Origin of the sequence: Streptomyces sp. NPDC007983, from assembly GCF_042958345.1 — a bacterium.
Taxonomy (GTDB): domain Bacteria; phylum Actinomycetota; class Actinomycetes; order Streptomycetales; family Streptomycetaceae; genus Streptomyces.
The window spans coordinates 49,520-74,694 of sequence record NZ_JBIBJI010000022.1 but is presented as its reverse complement, the minus strand read 5'-3'; the positions used below and the strand labels follow the sequence as shown (position 1 = coordinate 74,694).

Here is a 25,175-nt window from a genome sequence, read left to right as displayed (position 1 = left end):
GGCGGTCAGCGGTGGGTCATCGTGCGGAGGGCGTTGTAGAACGGCTGGTACAGGAGACGGACCAGAGCGCGAGCCGCCCGGTCAGGGTGGGGCGGAGCGGCGGGCTCGGCCCGTTCGGCGCGAGGCCGGTCCGTCAGGTAGGGGTCGAGGATGCCGCCGAGGGCATGGAGCAGGCCGTCGGTTCCTGGCACATCGGTCACACAGGACGGCTCGCCTGTGCTGCCGGGTGCGAGCTGCCTCGCCAAACGTGGCGAGAAGGCGGCGTCGACGAATACCACCCGGGCGGGCACTCCGCCGCGCACCAGACGGCCGATGACCTGCCACAGCGTGACGAGCTGGTCCCAGGCGAAGGCGCGCTTCTCCCAGGCGGGCAGTGAGCTGTAGGCATACCGGCGGTTGAGCAGCCGGCGCCATTCACGGCGGCCAAGGTGGCGCAGGGCTCGGGCCGCCTCGTCCAGCGATCCCTCCTTCTCCCAGAGTTCGGTGAGCGTGTGCGGGCCGTCGAGGCTGTCGCTGCGCGGCTCGTCGCGCAGCATGCCGCTCAGCCAGTCGTTGACGGCGAAGACGGACAGGTCGAGGTCGTCGGGGCGCGGGTGCGGGCGGACGAGGAACAGGGCGGTACCGAAGGCGGCCTTGCCCTCCTCGTTGAGGATGTTGTGGCCGCGCTCGACGGCCAGCAGCGGAGCGACCAGAACTTCTGCTGTGTCATCGTCGGCGAAGCGGGCGACGTCACCACGCCGTAGCGTCCCCGGAGTCTCGTCCGGTTGCCCGGGGGCAGTGCCGGTTGGGCCGCCGCTGCCGCGGGCTTCGTCGTCCGGGATCAACGCGCTCACCTTGCCGCGCCAGGCATCGAACCGGTGCAGTGCCTCGGCCACCGCCGCGGCTTCCCGGTAGCTGCCGACGAGGATCAGCGCTCGGCGCCGGGTCGCCTCAGGGATACGGCTGATCTCCTGGCCCAGCACCGATGTGCCGCCCAGGCCCGGTTCGCCGAGCCGCCGGGCCATCGCGACCGCTTGGGCGAGCCGGTCGCGCGGCGGTGTGCCGGAGAGGCTCATCGGGCGCCCGTCGCGGTCGTAGAGGAATCGGGTGGCGAACGAGGTTTGGGCCACAGCGGCCAGGGACGCGTCCGTGGGCTTGAGGACGAGGCTCACCGGGACACGGACGTGAGCCCGGCTGGACTCGCCGGCCCAGCTGGTGCCGGACATCAACACGACGTGCGGGCCGCCACGGCCGGTGGCCGGATCTGCGCCGAGGCTGTGCAGGTTCAGCAGGAGCTCCCGCCCGACTCCCGCGCAGCGGAAGAAACGCAGGGTGCCGCCACGGCGGCCGGCGTCGTCGCGTTCCTCGCCGTCCGGGAGGTACTGGTAGCCGAGGATGTTACCCATGGGCGCCTCGGGCACTAGCGGGGCGTAGTCCAGCGGGACGCGCCGGGCCAGCTCTTTGCCTTGGGAGTCCAGCCGCAGGGCGGCCTCCACGTGTGGCCATAGGAACGTAAGCCGCTCCAGCCGGTGATGCAGGGTGCTGAGCAGCAGGAGGAAGGAGAGCCGCAGGCACAGGGCGTCCCACCAGTCCTTCGTTGGCTCGGGCGGGGGCATGGCGGATGCGGGCTGTTCCGCCCGTACCTCCTCCGTCACCTGGTCGACAAGCTGACCGGCCAGCTCGCTCACTCGCTCCTTAGTGCGGCCCGCTGCCATGTGGTGCAGGAGGGCGTCGGCCGTGTCGGCGAGGTTGCGGGTGAGTCGGCCGAGGGCATCACCTTCACCGAAGGGGTCGTCGCGGAAGGCGTCCCAGGCTTCCTCGAGCAGGCGCCGGGCCGGAGAGAGCGCAATGTGCGGGGAAGGGCCGGGCTCATGCGCCACGTCGTCGTAGCCCTCGTAGAGTTCAGCGCTGTCGACGGCGGTGTCGTCAGCGGCGGACGCTTCCTGTACGGCCGACCCTTCGCGGTGGCGCCGGGTCACGTCGCGGAACAGGTCGTCGAGCAGGTTCTGCTGGAGCGTCCACGGGCTGAAGTAGGCGGGGTCAGCCCACTTCCGAAGGTCTTCGTCCTTGATCAGCAGAGCGCAAAGCGGGTCGACGGCAAGGGTGACGGTTCCCAAGGCCCGGTTCCACTGGGCGACCTGGCCGTCGGTCAGCGGCAGGCGGGCTCGTCTGCTCAACTCTTCGATCTTGTAGCGGTTGAGCTGGTCGAGCCAGGAGTCGGTGTCGGGGCGGACCAGTGTGCCGGACGGGGTGAAGAGACGGTCCAGTGCCATCTGGACACTGTCCGCCTCGTCCACGAAGATCAGGTCGCTGCGCAGGCAGGCCAGTTCCAGCTGGCGCAGCCGCTCGTCGTTGAGGTGCGCGGGCACCTGGCTCTGCACGAGGCTGGCCGGGTTGGCCACCCAGATCAGAGCGTCGACCTGCGCGCGGGCAGCCGCGTGTCGCGGGCACTCGGCCCACAGGGGGCAACCGTGCGGGCGGCCGGGCAGACGGCCCGGAGTGTCGGGCAGGCGGGGTGCGTCGGCCCTCCGGTCAGGAGCCCACTCCTCCAGAACGACCGTTTCCGGTTCCGCCGTGCCGCGCCGTGGCTCCGGGTGCAACCGGGTGCACGGCGCGTCGCGGTACTCCAGCGGATCGCCCTCGGTGCCGCGCAGGCCGCTCACCGGGCAGGCGGTACTCAGCAGGTCGAAGCCGGGATCGTCGTGGTCGAGGAGGTTGTCGAGCCCGCGGGCGGCAAGTCGCCGGTGCAGCCGCTGGAGGTGCTGCTCGCGTGTGGTGGTGCCGAGGACGGGCGCGGCAGCGATACCGAGCACGTCGAAGAGAGCGCACAGCCGCAGCTGTTCGGCGACGTCGCCGACGACGAGCGTCGTGCGAAGCGGGGTCTTGCGCCGAGCGGCCCAGATAGCCACAAGGACCATGAAGGTGCTCTTACCGGCACCGACCATGCCGACCAGGTGGACCATGCCGTCCAGTTCGACCTCGTCGGCCTCGGCGTAATCCGTTCCCGCAGTATCTCGGGGCGCGAACTTAACCTTCTCCAGCCGCTGTTCCCAGTGGCCGGGATATGGGACCTCCGCCTCGCGCTCGCGCTCGTCCATCCAGCGGGCTGTCGTACGCAGTTCATCGCGCCGCACGGTGAGAGGTTCGCCGCCACCAGGTCGGCCCGCGCCGAGGTCGTGACCGGGCGGGTTGGCGAAGACAAGGTCCTCGGGAATGGTGACCGAGGCGTTGCGGCGGCGTTCCTGGAAAGAACTCGTCCCTGCAGGGGCCGGTTTCAGTGCGCGGGTCACCAGGCCCGGCAACTGGGCGAGGGACTGGTCGTAGACGTCCATCCGACGCCCCGCCACCATCGGCACCACGGGTCGAGGACCGCCGGTGGTTCCAACAGGCGGCAGCTCGTAAGCCCGCAGCCTGGTGGAAGCCAACCGGTAGGCGTCCAGCGCCTGCCGCCAGGCGCGCCGCCGCAGCGGCCACAGGAGATGCCGGGCGGCGGCGAGGGCCACGCGCTGCCACGGCTCCTGCGCCGACCCCGCGCGTTGCGCGAACGGATAGCCACCGAACAACACATAGGCATCCGCGGCGTCCGCCGTAGGAGCAAGCAGTTCGAGCAGCCGAAGCCCCAGCTCGACGCGGCACAACTCGACCGGGCCGAACCCATCTGGGGCACCGGCCACGGACCACTCGTCCCTCAGCTCCTCCGCTACGGACTCGCACCAGGCTTTCGCGTCACGCATCTGTGCCCTCCCGGGTGTCGGCGCGAGTGCCACGGCGCGACTCGGCCAGCCGTTGCCGGGCGGCCCGGAGCAGTTCGTCATCGGTAAGCAGCTGTACGGCAGCAGCCGCTGCGGGTCGGGCGCGCTGAAACGCCTGCTGATATCCGGGGCGTTCGCGCACCCGGTAGGTAGGTACCACCCAGAACGCCTTGTCGTACGGAGGGTCGGGCCGCACGGGGCGGGCGGCGCGGCCGAGGAAGGCCGGGTGTGCCCAATCTTTGACGTCGACGGCCCAGCGGTGGCCATCGGGGAAGACGACCAGCAGGTCGTAAGCGTCGAAGCCAGGCCACATGGTGACGTCGAGGCCCAGATCTGTGAGGCGGTCCTCCAGTTCCACCTCGGCCAGTCCGGGCCCGGTGACATGCCGGCGCAACGGGCGCTCCAGCTGATACACGGTGCCGGTGTGGGCCGCTTCGATCAGACGGCCGACCGGCGGGTCTCCCTGTCGGCGGCAGCGATCTCGCTCGCACCACCACTCTCCGCCCGCAAGCGGCGTCAGCAGCGTTCTGCAGCGGCCGCACACCGCGTAACAACCGTCCCGGCTCCAGGAAAGAGGGACCTCCGGGTAGATCAGGTCGATGAGCTCCCAGACCGGCTCCAGTGTGAAGTCGCCATGTAAGGCGAAGAGTTCCTGGGTCGTCAGCACGGGTCGCCGCACCAGCAGGCCGCGGAACTCGGTGTACGCGTCCTCCTCCCCATGGCTGCGGCACCGGTCCAGGGCGGCCCGCATCACCTGTTCGTCGCGGTGCCGCACAGCCGGGTCGGGCGCCAAGCGCTCCCATTCGCTCCACTCGTGGCACAGCTGCGTGGGGCGATGTGAGTACGGGTCGAGCAGGACGTCGTCCGGGCCGACGGCGTCCGACGGCAGCGACAGCGGCCAGTCCTCCAGCGGGATGTCGGCACACCGCTGGACTAGTTCCGTGAGCGAGGCGGGCGGTCGGAGTCCGCGGCACATCCAGGCGACGACCGATCGGTCCAAGGCGAGTTGGACGACGGGAGGATATGGCAGGGAGAAGGCGTCCAACCCAGTGGTGTGGTCCAGGACGCAGAGGGCTCGGGCCACAGTGGCCAGCAGAGGGACGCCGTCGTGGGCGGCCCAGTCATCGAGCGCATCGGCGGACGGATCGCGAGTAGGGTGGAGATTCGCGGGCACGGCTTTGACTCCAGGTAGTGCGACGCAACAACTTGGCGGAGGCGACGGGAACTTCCCTCAACCTGCGGCAGCCACACGCTCCTTGCCGGTGGCACACCACGACAGCGCCTCGCAACCAGTGCAGTCGTAGCCGGGCCGCGGCGCCGCGTCGAAGCGGGTCTCGGCAGACCAGGGCAGCGTGTACGAGGCAAGGACGGTACGGGCGTGCTCGACCGTGGTCTCGTCGCCCGGGTCGAACTCCTCAAGGGTCACCCCTTCCGGACGCAAGATTTCCAGCTCCACGCGGGACCGTCGCGGATCGCCGCCGAGTACGCCGGACGCCAGGAGCAGTACCGAGAGGGCGAGCTGCGGATGCTTCTCCAGCAGGATGGTTCGGCCGCCCGGTGGAAACGCGCTGGTCTTCGTCTCGCGAACGACGATGCCGCCGCGTTCCTCGTAGACCAGGTCGCAGGAGGCGACGACCATGGCGTCGGCCTGTGGATCGTGGACCGCCACCCGGTGCTGCGGACGGAACTGTGTCGCCGCCGGGTTGTCGAGCGGGCACCGGGCCCGGTGAGTCCGGAGCATCCCGAGAGCGGGAGCCAGCTCGTCGTCCGTAAGACCCGGCAAGTGTGCGGGCAGGGGCACCTCGTGGCACGGTGGGGCGTCCGCTGAGGCGTGCCGGGCGTTGAGCCAGCTGTCGACGGCCCGGCCTCTGCGCACAGCCTCGCTCTCCGGAACGGAATTCGGCAGTTTGAGTACGCGGGTCAGGTGGTAGCGGGCGGGACAGTCGTGATGTGCCCTCAGGTCGCTCACCGATACCGTGCGCCGCTTGCGGGGCCGCGTGGGAGGTGGAACCGCGAGGAGAGCGGGCGCCCGCGGTACGGCGGAGCACTCGGGTAGCACCTTGCAACCCGCACAGTGAGCACCGGCGATGCGTTCGCGGCTGTCGAGGACGCGGCCGAGCCGGGGCACGACATGTTGCTCGTGCAAGTCCCGGATCTCTGTGGCGCTCCAGTCTGCGGAGGCGTCGGTCTCGGTTGCACGCAGAAGCCGGATACGGCCTTCGGTGAGGCCGGCAGAGTAGACCCGGACGCGTTCTGGCCGCGGCGGAGGCGCCGGATGCCGGTGGGCCGGGTACTGGTGCTCGAAAGGGGGGATGCGTGCCGGGATCCCGTAGTACAGGACAGAGGCGACAGCGGCGAGTTCGGGCAGAGGGAGATACTCCTTCGCATTCCCTTTGGCCGGAATGACGAGTTCGCGAAGCGTTGCGTCGGCAGATACGTACTGCCGCCCCCAGACAGTGCGCTCATAGTGGGTAATGCCGCGCACGTCGGGTTCCTCCACTGCACGGAACGCGATCCATGCGTCGGGCGCGTGGAACGAGAGGGGGAGGTTGGCTCCGTTCCGGCTTTCCTGATCCTGACGGCGTGCGTCGAGGTAACGCTCGGTGGCCGCCGCCGACCAGGCCACGTGCTGCGGCAGGCACCGAGACCGTGTCCCACGACATTGCTCCAGGGCCTGTTCGATGTTCTGCGCCGCGCCGGACTCCAGCTGGTCGAGCAGTTCCTGCGTGAGCGCGAACGGGAACTCCTCGCGCGGCGTCTTGGACGAGACCCGGTTTACAGCGAACACATCGCGGCGGACGCTGAGAGCACGGCTCATCGGACACTCGCGCTCCTCGTCGCGCAGGTGACGGACCGGGATGCGGGCCAGGTGCCCGGCGCCGACTGTACCGGGGGGATTAACCCAAGACTGCACGATGCAGACTCCTCGCGGTCTCGACGGTGAGGTGCATCACCGTGACAGAACTCTGTGAACTAAGTCAAGGCACACAATGATCTCCTGTAACTTGTCGCCTGACGGTTCGCCAGAGGATCCAAGGAGTGTGGGTAGTGGAGCCATGGCCGGCGGGGAAGAAGCTCGCGGGCAGATTCAGCCGGGCTGGGGAAGGGGCTTGGGGCGGCATGGGCGTCGTCTACCGGGCGACCGATGACAGCCACGCCGGGCGGGCGGTCGCAGTGAAGTTCCTGTGGCCGCGAGACCCGGAGGCTGCCCTGCGCGGGTATCGGGCGCCGACCCCCCAGGAGCTACAGCGTTTCGACCGCGAGTGCGAAATGCACCAGCGCTTCGGCGGCCAGGGCGTGCCGACCTTCGTCCATGCGGATCTCTCCCCGCCGCGCCCGTACATCGTCACGGAGTACGTCGATGGCGATGACCTGCATGCTTTCCTCACTCGGAACAGACCCACGCTGTCGGCTGCGGCGTGTGTGGTTGTCCCGCTGCTGGAGGTACTCGGGCGGGTGCACGGAGCGGGCGTAGTGCACCGGGACGTCAAGCCTGCCAATGTCCTGCTGGCACGGCGAGACGGCATCCTGTACCTCACCGACTTCGGCATCGCCCTGCCCACAGATCCCGCGGCTACCCGATACACCAACGGCCGGACGCCGGGCACCATCGGCTACATGGCCCCGGAGATCCACCGCGGCGAACGTAACCCGGGCCCGGAGGCCGACCTCTACGGCGTCGCCTGCATCGCGTTCCAGATGGTGACCGGGCGGCTGGTTTTCGAGGCCGACCACTCCGACTACGACCTGGCACGCCTGCACTGCGAGGAGCGGCCGCCGCTGCTCAGCGACGATATCCCCGGGCTGCCGTCCGAGGTCGTGGACATCACAGACCGCATGCTCGCCAAGTCGCCGGCCGACCGGCCACCTTTGGAGCTGGCCCTCGGAATCTGGCGGCTATTGCTGCCCGAGCTGGGCGATCCGGCCCCGCGTCCCGCCCTCGACCCTGACCCAACACTGCCCCACCGCGGCCCGGACGCCACTGCGGCCCTGCGCGCAGCTGTGCCGCCTGCGGGCGTGCGCCGCCCTCGGGTGCATCGCCGTCCCGTCGGCGGCCCCACCCGGTCCGCTCTGCGGAATCTGTGCACCCAGGCCGAACTCGAAGTCGAACGCGGCGAGCCGGATAAGGCCGTCGACGAGCTGAACACGATGCTGGTGCGCGCCGAGCAGTGCCTACCTGGGGCGGTTCGTGAAGTGCAAGGCGCACGCCTCATCGTGGCCCGTGCTCAGCTGCTGCGCGGGGAGACGGCCGCCGTCGGCCGCACCTGCCGGGATGTCGCCAGGCGGCTCGCGGACGCACCGGCGGGCACGGAGACGGGTGAACTGCTGGTCCGGGCACAGCTCGGGGCGGTTCAGGTGATGGCTGCGGAGGGGAGCTCGGTCCAGGCGGTGGCCGACGTCTGGCTGGAGCTGGCCGAGGGACTCACGTCCTGGCCTGGGCCGGGTCCATCCCGTCAGACCGTGGAACTCTGCCGGGACGTGGGCGTCGAGGTGGAGGAACTCGCTTTGGATGGGGGGCCGGGAGAAGTGGCCTCGGGGCTGCCCGTAGCGATCCGCAAGCTACTGGCCCGCCTGCCTGGGCCGGCTTGACGAGCCCGGCTGGGACTGGAGCCCTGCCCCCTGCCGAGCCCCTCCCCTCACTTACCCGTCAACCTGCCCTGGGCCAGCGGCCCTGACAGCATGGCGGAGAGCTGTTCACCGTGCCTGCCCAGGTCGGCCACCGCCTCTCGGAACCGGACGAGCTGCCGGTAGATCTCCCCGATCCGCCGCTGCTGCACCGTTGGCGCGCGCAGGACGCGCAGCCGGCGTACGTCGACCCGAGAGGCGGAGGAGGCGCGGGTTCCAGCTCGCTGGTCGTTCCCTGGCGCCCCCAGACACGCGGCGAGGAAGAACGGGTCGAGCAGTGCAGGGTCGGTCCGCAGCCGGACAGTGTGGGAACCGAGCAGGCGCGGGCTGGCCGTCTCGACCCAGACGTCGAAGCCGCCGGCTGCGGTCACGACCACGACATCACCGAACGATGTCAGAACCCCCTGCCCCTCAGCCTCCAGCCCGGCGGCCTGCGCCGCGGGAACCCAGAGTTCCTCGCCCCGGACGGCCCAAGGGGTAACGACGTACAGGGCGTCCTCGGCCCGCCCTCCCTGCTGAATTAGATCGTCGGCGAGGGCCTTTCCGGCCGTCACGTCCAGAGCACCGGAACGTTCCAAGTCACCCACGAAGGTGTAGCCGAACTCGTCCGGCGCCGCGGCACCCGCCTCGTGTTCGCGAACGGCCTTGGCTGCGTCCTCCACGTCCATCACCGCCTTATCCCAGCCAGTCCAGGCACGGCGCAGTTCCACTGGCCCCACGGGCCGCTCAGTCACGGTGTGCCGAGAGGGCGTCAGTTCGGTCTCGTCGCTGAGCAGTTCCATGGCCGACACCCGCGTGACGCCTGGTACGTCACTGCCGCGCAAGGCCGCCACGGTGCGCTCACGCAGACCATCCCAGTCGACAGCCGTGCCCCGGCCGGTGAGCGCGGTCGTCCGGCAGCCTGCAGCGTCGACAAAGGTCACCTCGTCCCCGGGGAGTTCACGGGGCCTTGCCAGCAACCACAGGTGCAGCCCCACCCCGTGCGGCGGCGCGCTCCCGGGCGGCAGCCCAATTACGGCGCGGACAGCTCCGGCGCGCACCAGCCCCGCCCGGATTCGCCGTCCGGCCCGTCGCGAAGCGACGCCGGGCGGTAGGACCAGCACTGCAACGCCCCCAGGTTCCAGTACGGACAGACAGTGCTGCACCCACGCCAGCTCAGGCTCGGTCCGCGGTGGCACGCCGTACACCCAGCGAGGGTCGGTCGCCAGCTCGCTGTGACCCCAGGAACGTTCGTTGGACGGTGGATAGCTCAGAACGACATCGGCGCGGGAGGCGTGCCTCAGGGGTGCGTCACGCAGCGTATCCGCGGACTGCACACGGCGCTCACAGTCCGGGAACTCCAGAGCCAGCCTGGCCCGGGCCAGGCGGGCCACGGCGGCGTCGTTGTCAACGCCTGTCAGCACAGGGGGAGGTACCTGCCCCGACCACTGCCGACCGGACGCGGCCAGCAGCGAGCCCATCCCGCATGCAGGGTCCAACACTCGACGTACCGGCGCGCTGCCGTCACGTAGCTCGGTGGCCAGGGCCACCATGGTGTCAGCCAATCGGCGAGGGCTGACGGTCAACTGGCGTACGTGGGCGGCGTGCCAACGATCCAGCAGCACGGAGAAGGCTTCCTCAGGTGACTGACGCCGGGCCAGCCGCACGACCTCGTCCGCAAGCCTCCGATCGGCAGTGCCGAGTTCCGGGGCTCCGGGCAGCGGCTCCATCGTCGGGATTGCCAGACGCTCCCCCGCCGAGGCCACCAGATGGGCCATCCCGTCCCGGTCACCGAGGTCCTCGATCCGTGGCCAAAGACGGTCCCAGCCACTGGAGGACTCGTCGATCTTGCCATGCCGTAGCAGCCAGGACTCCGCATCCGTCAGGGAAAACAGAGGGCTGGCATCTGTGCCGCCAACAGGATCCGGGAAGTCGCTGTGGCGCCGCCTCCAGTTACTCACGGCGGCACGACCGACCCCGGCGAGCCGTGCGATCCCTGCAAGGCTGAGCGTGACCGGTTCGTCCTGCTGCTCCATGGTGTCTCGTCTCAAGGATGGTGTGGCCGGGTAGGGCGGGGTAACAACGCACCCGATGCGCGATGCACCTGGCGAGCGAAGCCTACGCGTTGACTCGGTCAATTTACTCCCGACCAAGGAGTGCGGGATGGGCTGGCCGCTGCCGGGCCGGTTGTCGCCCCGCGCTCGGGTCGTACCTCAATCCCTGAAGGGCTTCTTTACTATCGCAGAGTGGCTGACCAGGCACTTTGCAATGACTCAGGCATGGACATGCTCACGGAACGTGAGATCCGGCGCGTCACATGTCGCCCTGGTCTACCGCCCGCACCGCGGCGTGCATCCCAGCAGACGGTACGCCGAGCACTACAACAACAGACGAGCCCACCGCAGCCTCACCTACAGACCCCAGAGGGCGCCTCGAACGTCGCCTCTAGCACAGCCAGACGACAGCAGGTACTCGGTGGACTGCTCAACGAGTACCACTGCACGCCACCCAACCGCCTCATCATCCACTAGAAACACCCAGCTCAGCAGCATGATCGGAACGATGACGCAAGCTAGCTTGATGTCGCCAGAGCGTAAGTGCTGCTTGGCACACTATTTTCGACATCGATCACCGAAGGACCGGCTTCCCTCTCCTCGCTCATTGCCGCGATAAGGGATCCAGGCCAAGGGGGTGCCGCGGAGGGGTGGACCACGCATAGCTTCACCGAGCGGGAATATCCAGGGCATGAATAGCGCAACAGTGAGATATCCGCTCTTTCCCGAAGACTACAGAACCCTTCCGTCGACGACTTCTCCTCGCGACGCACTCGACATGACCCGCGACGCCGAGTCCCCTTCCCTCCCATCCATAGCCTCCTACGCGCGACCACCTCGCCCGCACACCTCTCGCAGCCAGCCGGGCCACTCCTCTGCCCCGGCAACGGCGGAGCAGGCGCAAAGGTGGGCCTCTCTACTGGTGGACGCGACCCGCAACGGGATCGATCCCGCTCTGGTCGCCCATCGGCTGGACCTGCTTGCCGACGCAACTGGCAGCACCCTGCGCCCAGCCCTGGCCTCCACTCACCTGGTTGATTACGGCAACCAAAACATGGCTGTCATCCTGCGCGGCCTGGAGACCACCACCCACGCCCCCTATCTCGCCGGATGGCGACTGCGCGTCGTGCCTGACCTCGGCCACCTCCCCCTCAGCATGATCACCACCGGCACCATCGACCGGACCGTCCACAGCTGGATCGCCGACGGCTGCAGCCGATCCACCGTCAAGAACACCCTCGCCATGCTCACCCGCACTCTTGATCAAGCCGTCCGCGACGCCATCCTCGACCACAACCCCGCCCACATCACCAACTGGCAGCGCGAATACCAGACCGCCGAGGACGAACTCGACGATCCCCGCGCCCTCGCCCTGCCCGACTGGGCCGCCCTGACCGAGCTCTCCGCAGCCCTCGTCGACGCCTCTCACGACCACTACCCCGGCTGGGGCGCTGCCGTGATCTACAACGCCTGCACCGCAGCCCGCATCGGCGAAGTCTCCGCCGCCCGCACCTGCGACATCGACACCCACCAGTGGATTTGGACCATCCGCCGCCAGACCACCCCCGCCCCCGGCGGCCTCACCGACAAACACACCAAAGGCGGGCGCGCTCGCCAGGTCCCCATCATTCCCCCACTACGTCCCCTGGTTACCAGGCACCTCCGGGCAGCCCGAGGCGATCCACACGCCTGGCTCTTCACCGGACCACGCGGCGGCCGCATCACCACCGCCGTCCTGCGCGACGCCACCCACTGGAACGACGTCGTCGCCCAGCTCGGCTACGAACACCTACGCCGCCACGACCTCCGCCACACCGGACTGACCTGGATGGCCGATGCCGGAATCCCCCTCCACGTCCTCCAACACATCGCCGGACACCGCCAGATCACCACCACCCAGCGCTACCTCCACCCGGACATCCGCCACCTCACCCGCGCCAGCTCCACACTCGCCCATCACCTGACCACACGTCACCATGCCCCCGATCGCCCTCCCTGCTGTGGAAACCCCACAACGAAACGCCGCCGAGAAAGCACGCAACCCCGCACCGAGAATCCCCTGGATCGCCTGCCGTAACCCACTTGACCGGCCCCAAACGCACTTGACCGTTCACCGATGGGACCAGCACCATCCAGGCATAGATTCCGCCGAGCAGACGAGCGAAACGCCTTTGAAAGCATGAGGCATTGCCGCCATGCCCAAAGGATTGAAGAGAGAGCAGCACGATCGACGCCACGCTGGGGACCAGAAAACACGCCCCACAAATAGATCGAGCCGGTTTCCACTTCCACGGAAACCGGCTCTGACCTGCGTAAACACCGTCGGGACGACAGGATTTGAACCTGCGACCCCTTGACCCCCAGTCGCGCGGCAATTTTCCTCTTATGCTCCTTTTTAATACTCTCGCAGACCCTGGCGCGCTGTCAAGCTCCTTACGACGCCGTACAGGGCAGTCGTCAAGCGTTAACGCGGTGCTCCCATAAACGCACCCGCCGCAGCTGCCTTCGCTGAGTGGTCTCCCCCGCACATCCGCAGATTCGGGTGCGGCTCCGAGCCTGGACGACCCTGGTGAACCGGCCAAGACGCCGTCGAACGCGGCGGTGAACTTGCTGTCCCGGTCACGGGTGAGGAACCGGAAACGCCCGGCTCTGTCCTCCAAGTCCATGAGCAGGTTGCGGGCGAGTTGGGTGACCCATGCGCCGGTAGGGCGTGCGGTGACGCCCAGGACATGGACGCGCCGGGTGGCAATCTCCATAGCGAAGAAGACGTAGAGACGCTTGCGGAGGACCGTCTCCACATGGATGAAGTCGCCGGCGAGCAGCGTGTGGGCCTGGGAGCGCAAGAAGGAACGCCAGGTCTGCTGGGAGGCGCGCTGCGGTGCGGGCGGTAGACCGGAACGGCGCAGGACGCGCCGGGTCGTGGCGGCGGCAACCCTATGCCCGAGCCGTCGGAGCTCGCCTTGGATTCTGACGTATCCCCAGGCGGGGTTCTCTCGCGCCAGGCGCTGGATGAGCGCCGCAGTCTTCTCCGCCAGCGGTGGCCGGCCAGGCCCGGTTGGGGTTTGGCGCCATTTCCAGCGCACCAGACGGCGGTGCCAGGTCAGCAGTGTGCCTGGAGTGACCAGCCGATGGCGGCGTAATGCGGGTGGCAGGTGCCGTGCGAGAGCCGAGAGCACGGCTCGATCAGCCCATGAGAGCCGCGGGCGCTCGATCTGCCGGCGCAGCACAGCGACCTCGTGACGGAGAACGAGGATCTCGGCGTTCTCGCGGCGACCGACCGGCCCAGCAAGAGGAGGCAGCCCAGTAGTCGGCAGAAGACGAGGTAGAGCAGTCGCAGACCCACGATCAATGATCATGCCCATACTTGGACGATCGCAAAGCCCCAGGTCAACCACCCTACGGCAATAAAGACACCCTTCAGGAGCCGCTTCGCGCGTCCCGGCCACCGGGCGCTCGTGGCCCGGCTCGGGGTGGATCAGCGCGCCGGCGGGTAGACCCGGAAGTTCCAGGGCCGCCGGCGCCGCGTCGGCTGCGGGGTCAGGGCTCCCTCCCTCGGCGGCGGGGCGGTCTCGACGTACAGCGGGCTCGCCACGATCAGGCGGTGCTGTCCGTCCACCGGTTCGAAATTGCACAGGACCCGGGCGTGGCCGTGCACATGGGCGGGGCCCTGGCGCCAGGAGATCATCATGTCGTGGGCCACTCGGGCCGCGTACTCCTGCATCCCGCGCCGTGTGCGTACGAGGGATTCGGGGAGCGTGGTCTCGCCACGCTCCTCCAGGGCCACCAGCTCGGCGGCCATGTCGTGCAGCCAGTCCGACCCGGACCCCATCCGGGTCGGGGGCTGGTCCTCCTGACCGATGACGTGCCGGGCGGAACCGCACAGCAGCACCTCGACGCCCGAACACTCGGTTCCCTCGGTGAACCGGGGGCAGAGCAGGGGGCTTTCGTGGGAGGTGAAGGTATACACGCCCTTGTCGTGCAGGCCCCAGTCACGGAGGCGGGGTCCTCGGTAGAAGGGGCCCGAGAACTCCACCCACTCGTCCATTCCGACGGAGCGGCACGAGGCCGGGACCGCCGTGTGTGCGGTGCAGGTCTTCTCCAGGTGCGCGATGGCCGTTTCCAGATCCGGGCCTTCGGGCTCAACGGTGCCGGGCGGTTCGGCCCCGCCGAGCGCCACACGGGCCGAGGCGCCGAACGCCGTCGTCTCGACCTCGACGGGGCGGCCCCCGAGGAGACGCGGTCGGCCGCCGCCGTGGAAATGCCTGAGTTTCAACGGAGAAAAGTAGAGCAGGTCCCGCATCCGCCCCCCACAGCTCGAACCGATCAGCAGCACCACGAGCCTACTGACCGTACTCGGCCCGGCCTGCGTGGTGGCGGTTCGATGTGCGCCGGAAGGGACATCGATAGTCGCCGTCGCCACGCTGGCTGCGCCCGTGTCAGCCGAGCCGAGGAGTTGCCAGATGGTGAGTCATGTCGATGTCTTTGAGGACCGGGGCACGGAGGACTCGACGTCATCGTCGGACGGTCCGGACCGTCCGCCGACCGGGGCCGTGTCGTGCGGCACCGTCTCACCCCGGACGAGGCGGCCGGGGCGTTCGCGCTGGCGAAGGCCTGTGCCGAGGCCTACCCGAACGCGCACGACGAAGGGTTTCTCGCCGATGCGCCGGTGCTGGCGCACGACCTGCCGCCCTCCGTCCGCCGGGCGGCGAACGCCGCACGGCTCGACGACCGCAAGCACGCGTTCGTCGTGTCCGGCAACACCGTCGAACCGTGGCTGGAGCCCACGCCGGCGTTCTGGCGGGATGCGGACACCGTGGCCAGCGGCCCGTACGGCTTTCTGCTCGTGCTGTACGCGGCCCTGCTCGGCGACCCGATCGGATGGCGGACCCAGCAGGACGGCAGGATCGTCACCGATGGGCTGCCGGTGCGCGGGCTGGAACACAGCCTGGTCAGCGCCAGCAGCGAACGGGAGCTGGGGTGGCACACGGAGGACGCGTTCTCGGAGAACAGGGCCGACCACGTCGGGCTGTTCTGCCTGCGCGACCGCGGTGACATTCCCACGACCTTGTCGTGCGCGGATCCCGCGTCGCTGCCGCAGGACGTCGTGCGCGTCCTGGCGCAGAAGCGGTTCACCATCCATCCCGATCCGTCGCACAGCACCCCCGCGGACACCCGGCACGGCCGGGAGAAGGTCGCGCTGCTGAGCGGGCCCGGGGACGCTCCGGTGCTGCGCATAGATCGCGACTTCACCGTGGCCGACGAGGACGACCCCGAGGCGGTCCGGGCCATGAAGGCGCACATCGATACGGTCCTCCTGCAGCGCTGGTTCGTGCTGTTCTTCATCGACCACGGCACCCGGCGGGTGCACATCGCCGGCATCACCCGACACCCGACCGGCCCCTGGATCACCCAGCAAGCACGGAACTACCTCATGGACCTCGGCGACCATGCCGAGTCGATCAAGTTCCTCATCCGGGATCGCGGCGCCTACTTCACCGACAGCTTCGACGCCGTCTTCGAGGCGATCGGCGCGCACGTCCTTCCAACACTGCCCCGAGTACCGCGCATGAACGCCATCGCGGAACGCTGGATCGGATCATGCCGACGCGAGGCGACCGACCGCATCCTGATCACAGGAGAGCGCCACCTACGCCTCGTCATCGATGAGTACGCGAAGCACTACAACCAACACCGGCCACACCAATCCCTCGGACAACAGGCGCCGGACCGACTCACCGAACCCGGACCACCTACCGCCACCGACCACACTCGCGTCCTTCGACTCGATCGACTCGGCGGCCTCATCCACGAATACACGCAGGTCGCATAGGGTGACACCGTTTTCGACACCCACAGGCACCGATGCGGCGGCCTTCACCGACTGCGCGTCGATGACCGCGACCGTCGGCTCCGCGTCCCGTCCCTCGGCCTTGCGGACCCGGTCGCGAAGTCGGTCGTGCAGTTCGCGCGCCCAGCCCTTGTCCCCCAGCGCCGCCAGAAGACGTAGACGCGGTCCCACGCGGGGAAATCGCTCGGCATCGCCCGCCACGTGATGCCGCCGGCCACGAGGTAACGGATGGCGTCGATCATCTGCCGGTGGCAGTAGCCCTCCGGCTGCCCGCCCCTGCCCTCAAGCCATCCCGGCACCGGCAACAAGCTTCGAACCTCGTCCGGTCGCTCGTGTCGCCTTCACTACGATGAGCACTCCAACGGACGGAGGGGATTCGTGGAGGATGCGCGTCTTAGCGAGCTGGCCGCTCGTGTACGGGAGTTCGGCGAAGGCGGAGATCCGCGGCGCGTACTCGAAGACGACGCCTTGGCTGTTGCGGCGGAACTCTTCGCGTCGGTGGGTGGGCGACCCGAAGAAGCCGACCCCGATGCCCTTCACACCATTGCCGCGTTCTATTGGGCCCGGTCCCTGGCGCACGAGGGCGGCACCTTCGCTGCCCGGGACCTCGAGACGGCGATCAGTGTATTCGGTCTGCTTTACCTGGTCGATCACCGACGGGTGCCGCGTGAGCTGTGGCCCCGGCTCGCCGATGAGACCGGATACGACCCGTGGAGCGACCCGCTGGAACATGCGGCAGATCTGGTCGTCGATGCTGAGGAGACAGGTGACATCGCTGCCCTCGACCAGGCGATCAGCCTGATCAAGACCGTCGCCGACAGCGATGACAACTCGTACCGGGACACCGTCCACGGCCTCGCGCTCCAACACCGCGCGGCTCTTCCCGACCGTCCTGCGGTGGAACGGAGCACCGACGCCGATGCCGCCGTGGAACTGCTGGGCAGTGTGGCCGCTCTCCCGGAGCCGTCCGCCCTACGGCGCGCGAGCCGCGGAGTGTCCTTCGCCGATGCCCTCGTACGGCGCTTCGAGGTGGCAGAGAACATGGGGGATCTCACCCGAGCCGAGAGGGTCTGTCGGGCCGCTCTCGCGGACGCTGCCGGGGACGCCTCCGCGTATGCGCGTGCGGCGGCCGGACTCGGTTCAGCTCTCGGCCGTCGAGCGGAAGCAGCGGAAGCGACAGTCGGTGACGAGGACGGCATCGTCTCGGTGCTGCGGGAAGCGGCCAGGTGGCTGCGCCGGGCGGTCGATCTGACGAACGGCGCGGGTCGCGAGGCGTACCTGGCCAACCTGAGCAGAGTCATGAGGCTTCTTCTTGAGTGGACGTCCCGTGCCAGGATGGCCAGGCGGCTTCCGTTGTCCAACGACGCTGTTGCGGCCGAGGACGAGCGAGCAGCCCATCCGGAAGATCCTGCGGTCCGGCGCCAGGCCGAAACCTTGGCCGACCTTGCTGGGCAGCTTTCGGCGCGGGTGGTGACCGAGAGCGAGGCTATACGCCGAGTGAAGGATCAGTCCCTTGAGCTCTCGGAGGCCGCCGCGGGTTCTGTAGTGCACGGGGCCTTACGATTCGTACAAGCTGGCACGCCGCGCGATGCGGTGCCGATACTGACCCTCGCTCTGGAGGCCGCGCGCTCCCGTTGGGGTGCCGGACACGGAACGCCATGGTGGTGGGCGGCCGATGCCTACGTCGAAGCAGGACGACATGCGCTGATCGACGTGGCCGACGGGATGCTCTTCAGCCGCGCCTGTGCCGTGGCGGACGAACAGATCGCCGTTCTGCGCGACAGCGGCCGCGCCGAGGACGTCGCCGAACTCGCGGAGACGCTGTTCGCCGCGGGGCTGCTGCGCGTCAGCCCGTATCTGGGGAACATGTCGGGCCTGTCCTTCGAGTCGGCTCATGATCTGTGGCGCGAACGCCAAGCTCGGCACCGCTCAGCCCACCCCGACGATTCCGTCGCACCGGAAACTGCGGAGATGCCCCCTCCACTGGTCGCCGCCGAGGAGGCGGTCCGGTATCTGCGTGAGGCCGCCGACCTGTCGCGCGAGCACGAGCGGGGGCGTGTCCTCAAGGCGTTGGCTGAAGCCCTGTCCATGGTCGCCGGTCTCAAGCAGGAGTCGCATGACAAGGAGATCCGGGCGGCTGCCCGTGAGGCGTTCGACTTGCTAGACCCGGTCCGGGATCCCCTCACCCATCTATACCTGCTGAGAATCCTGTGCTTGTCCGGCGAGCTCTCGCTGCCCGGCAACCTTCAGGACGTGCTGCCCCTGCCGCTGGCAGCCGTCCGGGACCGACAGGGGATGCGGGAGGCCGCGAGCGTCCTCGCCGAGGCTCTCACGCTTGCGGAGGAGGCCCGCCGGCCCGACCTGGAGTTCCAGCTGATCGAGGCCGCTGACCGCGAACTGCCGGACCTGCCCACGGATTCCTACCGACGTCGCCGCTGGGCCAGCGAGGTGCACTGTCTGGCGGACAATCGCCTGGGCTGCTTCGCAGGGCTGATCCGCGTGGAGGAAGCCGCAGGTCAGCTCCGCAACCGCGCGGACGAAGAGGGCTGGCCCCCCGAGGAACGCGCGGCGACCCTCATCCACCTCGCCGCCCACGCCCGGGGAAACGAGGAGGAACACCTCGGCCGCGCTCTGACAGCGGAGGCGCGGGACCTGGCTCCGGAGCTGTGCCGCCGGTGCGGTCCCGCACTGGACTACCTCGACGGCACACTCTCGTACGATATAGGGCTGCGCATGTCGGGGACGGGACAGGAGGCCCTCGCCGCACGTCACTTCGCCGACGCACTCGCCGCCTATGCCTTGTGCGGCCAGACCGATATGGCGCTGAACAGCCTCGATGCCGCATTGCGCAGTGCGTTGGCAGCCGACGAGAGCAGCGCTGGCGCGGCCGTGGCGGCACTGATCCCCGCCGCTGTATGGCTGCGGGGCGGCGTCGACGAAGCCATCGGATGGAAGCTCCGGGATCTGTACCAACAGCTGATCCTCAAACTGAGCGGACCCACCATCTCCTACGCCCTGATGATGGCAATTCACCAAGCTGCCAAGGGAATCGACTTCACGGTCATCGCCGGACGACCCGGCCCGTTCGCACCCTCCGCGCAACTCTCGCGACTACTGGCCCGCATCAGAGCGGACGCGTCACAGCTGTCCGGACCGCTGAGCGAGCCCGAACTGCCGGGCCCCGAAGAGTCCATGCTCTTCTACGTGGGCACCGGCGAGTCCGAACTCGGAAGCGATGCCGAAACGGAGCACCGCAACACGCAGCGTGCCGCGGACCGGTGGATCAGTCAGGAACTCCTCGCCGCCGGTCGCATGGACTGCATACCGATGATGTTCCCTGACGAGTTGCAGGCACTCCTGACCGAGGACACAGTGCTGCTCTCGCTGTGTCTTGGCCACGCACGCCGCGACGGAACCGAGGCGCCGGTGACCTCTTTGTCTGGCCTGGCGGTGACCCGCGACGACATGGAGCACCACACCGTACTCCTGTCGAACTTCGAAGCGGGGCTTATTCGCTTCACGCGCGCAGAGCACTCTCTCTCCGCCCACCCGGTGGCATTTCACGTCGCCGCCCTGCGGCAGGCCATCGTCGCGGACCCGCTGTACCGGCCTGTCAGCCGTGAGGCACAAAGACAGCTCAGGGAGGACAGCGTTACCCATCTGGCGGGCTTCACCGCTTCGCTGGACGGCTGGCGGGCCCAGGGAAAGCGGCATTTATGCATTTGGCCCAACGGCCCGTTGCATTACCTTCCTTACCACCTGCTGGAGGTCGACGGCCGTCCCCTCGCCGATGAGTGGACCGTCACTCAGGTGCCGAGCCTGGGCTTCCTCCGCACGCAGGCGCCCGGTCTTCAGCGTCCGCCTGGGCGTGGGCTCGTCGCCTTCGCGTCCGCGGCCGGGGCCGCCCGGCACGGTCTCCTTGCTCAGGACGCCCTGGAAACACACGCCAGCCAGGTCGCTTTGGCGATGGGCGGTAACGCGGTGCTGGGGACCGCGGCGACACCGCGGCGACTGCTCACAGAACTCGCCGGCGCGCGTTACGTCCACGTGGCCGCGCACGGGGCACACAACGAGTGGGCGTCGTGGTATCAGTGCCTGTTCCTGTCGCCGGACGCGGACAACGACGGTCGTGTGTTCGCCCACGACGTGCTGCAGGCCGACCTGCGGGGTGTCGAACTCGTGACGATGAGTTCCTGCGAATCTGCCCTGGGCCGGTTCGACGTCAATGACAATCTGCGCGGCCTGCCCGCCGCGTTCCTCTCCGCCGGCGCCTCGGCCGTCATCGGATGTCTATGGCCGGTCCACCCACAGGTGGCGACCGAGTTCTTCGAGACGCTCTACGAGTGCCTTGCGCGGACAGCGGACCGACGGGCCGCTTTCCGTGCCGCGCAGTCGGCAGTCCGCGGCCGCCATCCGGCATTCCGGGACTGGGGCTCGTTCTGCTTCATCGGCGACTGGCGCCATTCGGATTCGAACCACGGAGCTGCCTCGTGACCCATCTGGAACTACCCCTGACCCCGCTCCAGGAGATCGACCTGGTGGAGGTGCCCCGGCTGCAGTCGCCTGCCCCGCAGCACCGCATCGAAGGGCGGGTATCGCTCAGCACCGCCGTCGTCCACCCACTGACGGCGGAGGAGGCAGCCGCGGGCGAGGCGGAATGGCTCGGCTTCCTGACCGCGGAGGCGTCGCACAGCGACTATCTCCTTCTCAGCCTCACGTGCGCCTTCCGCCCACCGGCGAACGGTGATCCCTTCGCCGACGCTGCCGTCGGCGTTCTCCTGGAGTCCCCTGATGAGCCTGCGGACCGACAGCCGATCGCTTGGTCGATCTCTCCCAAGAAGCGCTCCCACCCGGTGGAGAGGGCAACCACCATCGGACTGAGCGCCAAGCTCGCAATCGTCGAATCCACCCTCGAACTCACCCCCGGCCAAGGCAGGGAGGATCTTTTCGTCATCGGAATGGGTGAAAGAGACAGCGACCCGGAATGGCGCATCCAGGCGACCAGCCGTCACCCCCTGATCGGCGACGAGACCTTCATGCTGATCGTCAAGGCCACCGCCGGCGCGCCCGTTCAGGCCCGGGTGACGGTGGCGGCCACCATCAAGCATCGGCGATTCGGCCTGATTCCCTACCGGGCAGATCTCCCCGCCACATTGCGGACCATCGACCTGCGTCATCAGACTGATCGGCGGGACTGAAACACAACGGCTGCCTTGCCTGGGAGCGGCGCTTAATGTAGAGAGACCGACCTGTGACTTTCCACAGTGAGCACGTATGCGGAGAAAAGGCCGGATGCATTGCTGATCGTGAGGGAGCGGAGCAATCCTGGCCCCTCTCTTCCACTGAGAATTGGCGGAGGCAGGAAGCCGTTGGATTCACGAACGTCGAGATCGTCCCGACCCACGCGGTCGCCAACGGGATGCTGTAGGGCCCGGAAAGCTGTCGCTGCAGGTACGTCAGGTATTCGGTCTCGGGCTGGCAGCATGTTCGCGTGACCGTCTCGCTGATGTACTAGGTCGTTCGCAAGCTGCTGTCCATACCCCGGATACTGCTGCGCAGGGAGGCGACGAAGGACGCGGAGTTGCTCGTGTTGCGGCACGAGAACGCGGTGCTACGTCGCCAGATCAGCGGCCGGGGTACGCTGTGAGCCCTTGGATCGGTTCTGGTTCTGGTTGGCTGCGCTGTCGGGGCTGCCCGCTGCCGGTAGCGTGAGGTCTTCCCGGTCACGCCCGGCACCCTGTTGGCCTGGCATCGCAGGTTTATCGCGGCGACATGGGACTACAGCGCGCGGAGCGCGCGCAGGCCTGATCCGAGGGGTCGAGTCAAGCTTTGACTCGCTTCCGGAGACTGGGAAACCGGGGTGCTCGAACGGCTACCTTCCGCCACCGCCAGGTTAAACACGGACTGTTGGGGCACACCCCGATTAGCATGGCCTCCACTCACGCATCCTTTCATCAGAAGAACTACACTCTTACTCCAAGAGGGTGCTGAGTTCGTCGGCCCGCCCTGCCTGTACGTACGCAGCGGCGAGACCAGCAAGTGCAACGACGGTGGTGGAGTGGTCGGCGCCATGGATTCGCCTACTGTCTGCAAGTAGTCGCTCCATATGAGCAATTACCTGGTCGATGCGGCCCGCCTGCCAGTAGGCTGCAGCAAGGTTGCCGCGGATCGAGAGCGTGTCGGGGTGATCAGAGCAAACTCGTTCACTGTCGGCGAGCACCCGATCGAGGACGGTGATGGCCTTATCGACGTGTCCCGCCTGACAGTAGGCACTGCCGATGCTGGCGCGGCCATTGAGGACGCTGCGATCGTTGGGCCCCAGTCTTCGTTCCAGGGTGGCCAATGCCTCCTCCTCAATAGCGAGGGCGTCTTCGATGCGCCCTAGATGGCGGTAATAGCAATCTGCAAGACGGCGACGAATGTTGAGGGTATCGGGGTGGTCGGCGCCTAGGATCCTTTCGCTGTCGCGAAGTGCCTGTTCCAGGCAGGCAACGGCGTCAGCGATTTGCCCGGCTTCCTCATAGGAGGCGGCGAGACTGCTACGGGCAATGATGGTGTCGGGATGGTCGGGTCCCGCAGACCGCACCCGGGCGGCGAGCACTTCCGTCTCAATGCTCATGGCCTGACCGATGTGCCCCGCCAAGCGGAGATAGCCAGCTAGGTTGCCGCGTGCGGCAAGGGTATTGGGGTGATCGGAGCCCATCGTGCGTTCACAGTCATCGAGAAGTTGCTCGGCGATCGAAAGGGCCTTATCAGTACGTCCGGCATAGCCGTAGACGGCAGCGAGGTTATGCCGGACCGCGAGGCTGTTGGGATGGTCAGGCTCCAGCCTCCTGTTGCAGTCAGCGACTACCTGCTCCATGAGGGTAACGGCGTCGTCCACGCGCCCACTTTGCTGGTAGGCGCCAGCAAGATTGCCGCGGGCAACGAGGGTGTCGGGGTTGTCGGGCCCCAACGTCTCTTCACAGTCGGTGAGTACCTGCCTCAGGACGGAAACAGCGCCTTCGATCTGCCCTGCTTGACGGAGTGAGGCACCGAGCTGGATGCGGGCAACGAGGGTGCCTCGGTCATGGGGCCCGCATATACGATCGCTGTCAGCGGCGAGTTGCTGCCAGTAAGCGGTGGCGGAGGCTGTCAGACCTGCGTTTGCGAGGCTGTAGCCAGCAGTGTAGAGAACTGCGTGGCCTTCGGGGTGCCAGAGGTGGCCGCCGCTATGGTCGGCGAGAGCCTCAGTGTTGGCTCGCATAGCGGCTGCGAGATCCGGATGAAGTTGATCGGGATCGGGCCAGGCTTCAAGCAGTGAACCGGCAGCTACGGCTGCAACTCCCGGAAGGACTTCAGGCGGGGTGGATTCCCGAACAGCACGGGCGGTGAGGGCATGGATTCTCACTGCCCGGGGTTCGCCACGCGTATCACACGTCAGTAGTGCGTAGCGGTGCAAGATACGCAAGGCGGCATGAGCCTGCTCGGCAGTGGCCGCTGGTCCCTTCTCATGCTGAGAGGCATGCGGCGGCATGCGGCAGATGGTGAGGTAGCGGAGGGCTACGGGGGTGCCCCACACACCACGGGGATGGCCAGCGGGATCCAAGAGGGCGGCCAGGGTCAGGGCGGGGGTGACCAGTCCAGTGGGGTCGGCACGCTGCGCTGCCTCCAGGGACAACAGCAGGGTGGCGGTGATCTGTCGTCCATAGCCATCGGCGTCAGCGGATTCCGGCAGCGCCTGCTCCAACCGGGTGCGGTGGAAGCGGTCGAGATACTCAGCGCTGGAGAGATCCTCGTTGATCATGTAGGCGGCAGCGTGCCCCAAAGCGAGGGGGAGGTAGCCCAAGGCTTTGGCTAGGGCTTCGTTGTGGTCGTCGAGGAGATGACCCATGCCGTCGCCGTCCAGCCGGGCACGCAGATAGGCGTGCGCCTCCTCAGGAGTGTAGACATCTATTGCGATGCGGGTACGGCCACCGCCGGAGAGCCGAGCGTCATGCAGACGGCTAGTGGCCAGTACCCACCCGGTGCCGGTGCGGCTGGCCGGCCACCAAGGGGCGAGCCCGGTGGGGTCGGTGATGTTGTCCAGAACCACCAACCATCGGCGGGGAGTGGTGGCCAACCACGAAAGAAAGGCACGGGCAACTACTTCCGGGTCCCCCGAGTCGGCGCCCGGAACTCCGATTCGAATGGCTGCCTGTGCATACTGCGTGATCACCTGGTGCGTGTGGGTAGCCGATGCCCAGACCACCAGCTCCGTGCCATCCGCCACAGCTTCTGTGGCGTAGGCGGCAGCCAGCTGGGACTTGCCGACGCCGCCACCACCGGAGAGCACCTGGGTCAACACGACGGCTCCGCCGCCCGAACGGGCCGCTTCAACCTCCTTGCGCAGTTGGCTCCGAGGCTGGAACGCCGTGGCCAACGCCGGCACCGCCCCGATCTCCAGCGGCCATGTCACCCCCAGCCCTCGGTCAGGCGGCAGATGCACGTGCTGTTCCCCGATATTGGTAACCCGACTGTAGGGGCCGAGTGCATTGCCCACGATGTCACCGCCCGCTCCTACGCCGCCGCGGCTCACCCTCACGTGTCGCGCGCTGCCAGAAGGAACGGCGGTGCCCGGCTCTGGCGCATGAGAGTCCGCGTCCCGGTCACTCCCCGCAGGGATGCCGTCTTCCGGGCTGGGGCGGGCAGACGACCTTCCGCGACGCCACGGCAGCGCGGTCACCGACGGCTCTCGTTACCAAAGGCGTTGTCGGTCATGTCCCCGCCAGCTACCACGGCACCTGGGCCGGCCTGAACGTGATCGTGGCCTCCCGGGGTTGTAGGCCGACGATCAGGAGTGCGCGGTCCCGACACCTGTGACCGGTCACCGACGGCGTTGCCAGCGAAATTGCCGCCGGCAGCGAACCCACCTCGTCTTGCCCGGACCTGGCGTCCCACACGACCACGACCTCTGGG

At 68.1% G+C, this 25,175-nt stretch carries 12 protein-coding genes; 5 read left to right on the top strand and 7 right to left on the bottom strand.

What is annotated here, in order from left to right:
• Positions 1-5: 5 nt before the first annotated feature.
• From ACFZCY_RS39130 to ACFZCY_RS39120, 3 genes are read right to left on the bottom strand one after another with little or no spacing between them, the layout of a single operon-like run.
• On the bottom strand, positions 6-3,713 hold the full coding sequence (locus tag ACFZCY_RS39130; RefSeq protein WP_391184705.1) for a hypothetical protein: 3,708 nt from the start codon (positions 3,711-3,713) through the stop codon (positions 6-8).
• Entirely contained in the window at positions 3,706-4,905 is a 1,200-nt protein-coding gene (locus tag ACFZCY_RS39125) for a hypothetical protein (RefSeq protein ID WP_391184701.1), read from the bottom strand. Before ACFZCY_RS39125 ends, ACFZCY_RS39130 begins: the two co-directional genes overlap by 8 nt.
• A gap of 57 nt (positions 4,906-4,962) precedes the next feature.
• Positions 4,963-6,549, bottom strand: a complete 1,587-nt coding sequence (locus ACFZCY_RS39120) for a PD-(D/E)XK nuclease family protein (RefSeq protein ID WP_391184698.1) — start codon at positions 6,547-6,549, stop codon at positions 4,963-4,965.
• 302 nt (positions 6,550-6,851) lie between these two features.
• On the opposite strand from ACFZCY_RS39120, the gene ACFZCY_RS39115 reads away from it, so the two are divergent.
• Positions 6,852-8,321: a protein kinase gene (locus ACFZCY_RS39115; protein ID WP_391184695.1), complete on the top strand. Its 1,470-nt coding sequence runs from the start codon at positions 6,852-6,854 to the stop codon at positions 8,319-8,321.
• Positions 8,322-8,368: 47 nt separating this feature from the next.
• Here the strand turns inward: ACFZCY_RS39115 and ACFZCY_RS39110 are convergent, their stop codons facing one another.
• A complete protein-coding gene (locus tag ACFZCY_RS39110; protein WP_391184692.1) occupies positions 8,369-10,372 on the bottom strand; it encodes an N-6 DNA methylase in 2,004 nt (667 codons plus the stop codon).
• A gap of 940 nt (positions 10,373-11,312) precedes the next feature.
• Here ACFZCY_RS39110 and ACFZCY_RS39105 point away from each other — a divergent pair.
• Positions 11,313-12,467 carry a tyrosine-type recombinase/integrase gene (locus tag ACFZCY_RS39105; RefSeq protein WP_391184689.1) on the top strand — a complete coding sequence of 385 codons (1,155 nt, stop codon included), beginning with the start codon at positions 11,313-11,315 and terminating at the stop codon, positions 12,465-12,467.
• 1,398 nt (positions 12,468-13,865) lie between these two features.
• Here ACFZCY_RS39105 and ACFZCY_RS39100 read toward each other — a convergent pair.
• Positions 13,866-14,690, bottom strand: a complete 825-nt coding sequence (locus ACFZCY_RS39100) for an SAVMC3_10250 family protein (RefSeq protein ID WP_391184783.1) — start codon at positions 14,688-14,690, stop codon at positions 13,866-13,868.
• 255 nt (positions 14,691-14,945) lie between these two features.
• On the opposite strand from ACFZCY_RS39100, the gene ACFZCY_RS39095 reads away from it, so the two are divergent.
• Positions 14,946-16,220, top strand: a complete 1,275-nt coding sequence (locus tag ACFZCY_RS39095; RefSeq protein ID WP_391184686.1) for an integrase core domain-containing protein — start codon at positions 14,946-14,948, stop codon at positions 16,218-16,220.
• Between the two features lie 44 nt (positions 16,221-16,264).
• Here ACFZCY_RS39095 and ACFZCY_RS39090 read toward each other — a convergent pair whose 3' ends face one another.
• The gene (locus ACFZCY_RS39090; protein WP_391184683.1) at positions 16,265-16,537 is read right to left on the bottom strand and encodes a transposase; all 273 of its coding nucleotides are present in this window, start codon (positions 16,535-16,537) and stop codon (positions 16,265-16,267) included.
• Positions 16,538-16,616: 79 nt separating this feature from the next.
• On the opposite strand from ACFZCY_RS39090, the gene ACFZCY_RS39085 reads away from it, so the two are divergent.
• Together ACFZCY_RS39085 and ACFZCY_RS39080 are read left to right on the top strand one after the other, a co-directional pair.
• Entirely contained in the window at positions 16,617-20,732 is a 4,116-nt protein-coding gene (locus ACFZCY_RS39085; protein ID WP_391184680.1) for a CHAT domain-containing protein, read from the top strand.
• Positions 20,729-21,436, top strand: a complete 708-nt coding sequence (locus tag ACFZCY_RS39080; RefSeq protein ID WP_391184677.1) for a hypothetical protein — start codon at positions 20,729-20,731, stop codon at positions 21,434-21,436. The genes ACFZCY_RS39085 and ACFZCY_RS39080 overlap by 4 nt, the downstream gene beginning before the upstream one ends.
• Positions 21,437-22,209: 773 nt before the next feature.
• Here the strand turns inward: ACFZCY_RS39080 and ACFZCY_RS39075 are convergent.
• Positions 22,210-24,759, bottom strand: a complete 2,550-nt coding sequence (locus ACFZCY_RS39075; protein WP_391184674.1) for a tetratricopeptide repeat protein — start codon at positions 24,757-24,759, stop codon at positions 22,210-22,212.
• Between the last annotated feature and the right edge of the window lie 416 nt (positions 24,760-25,175).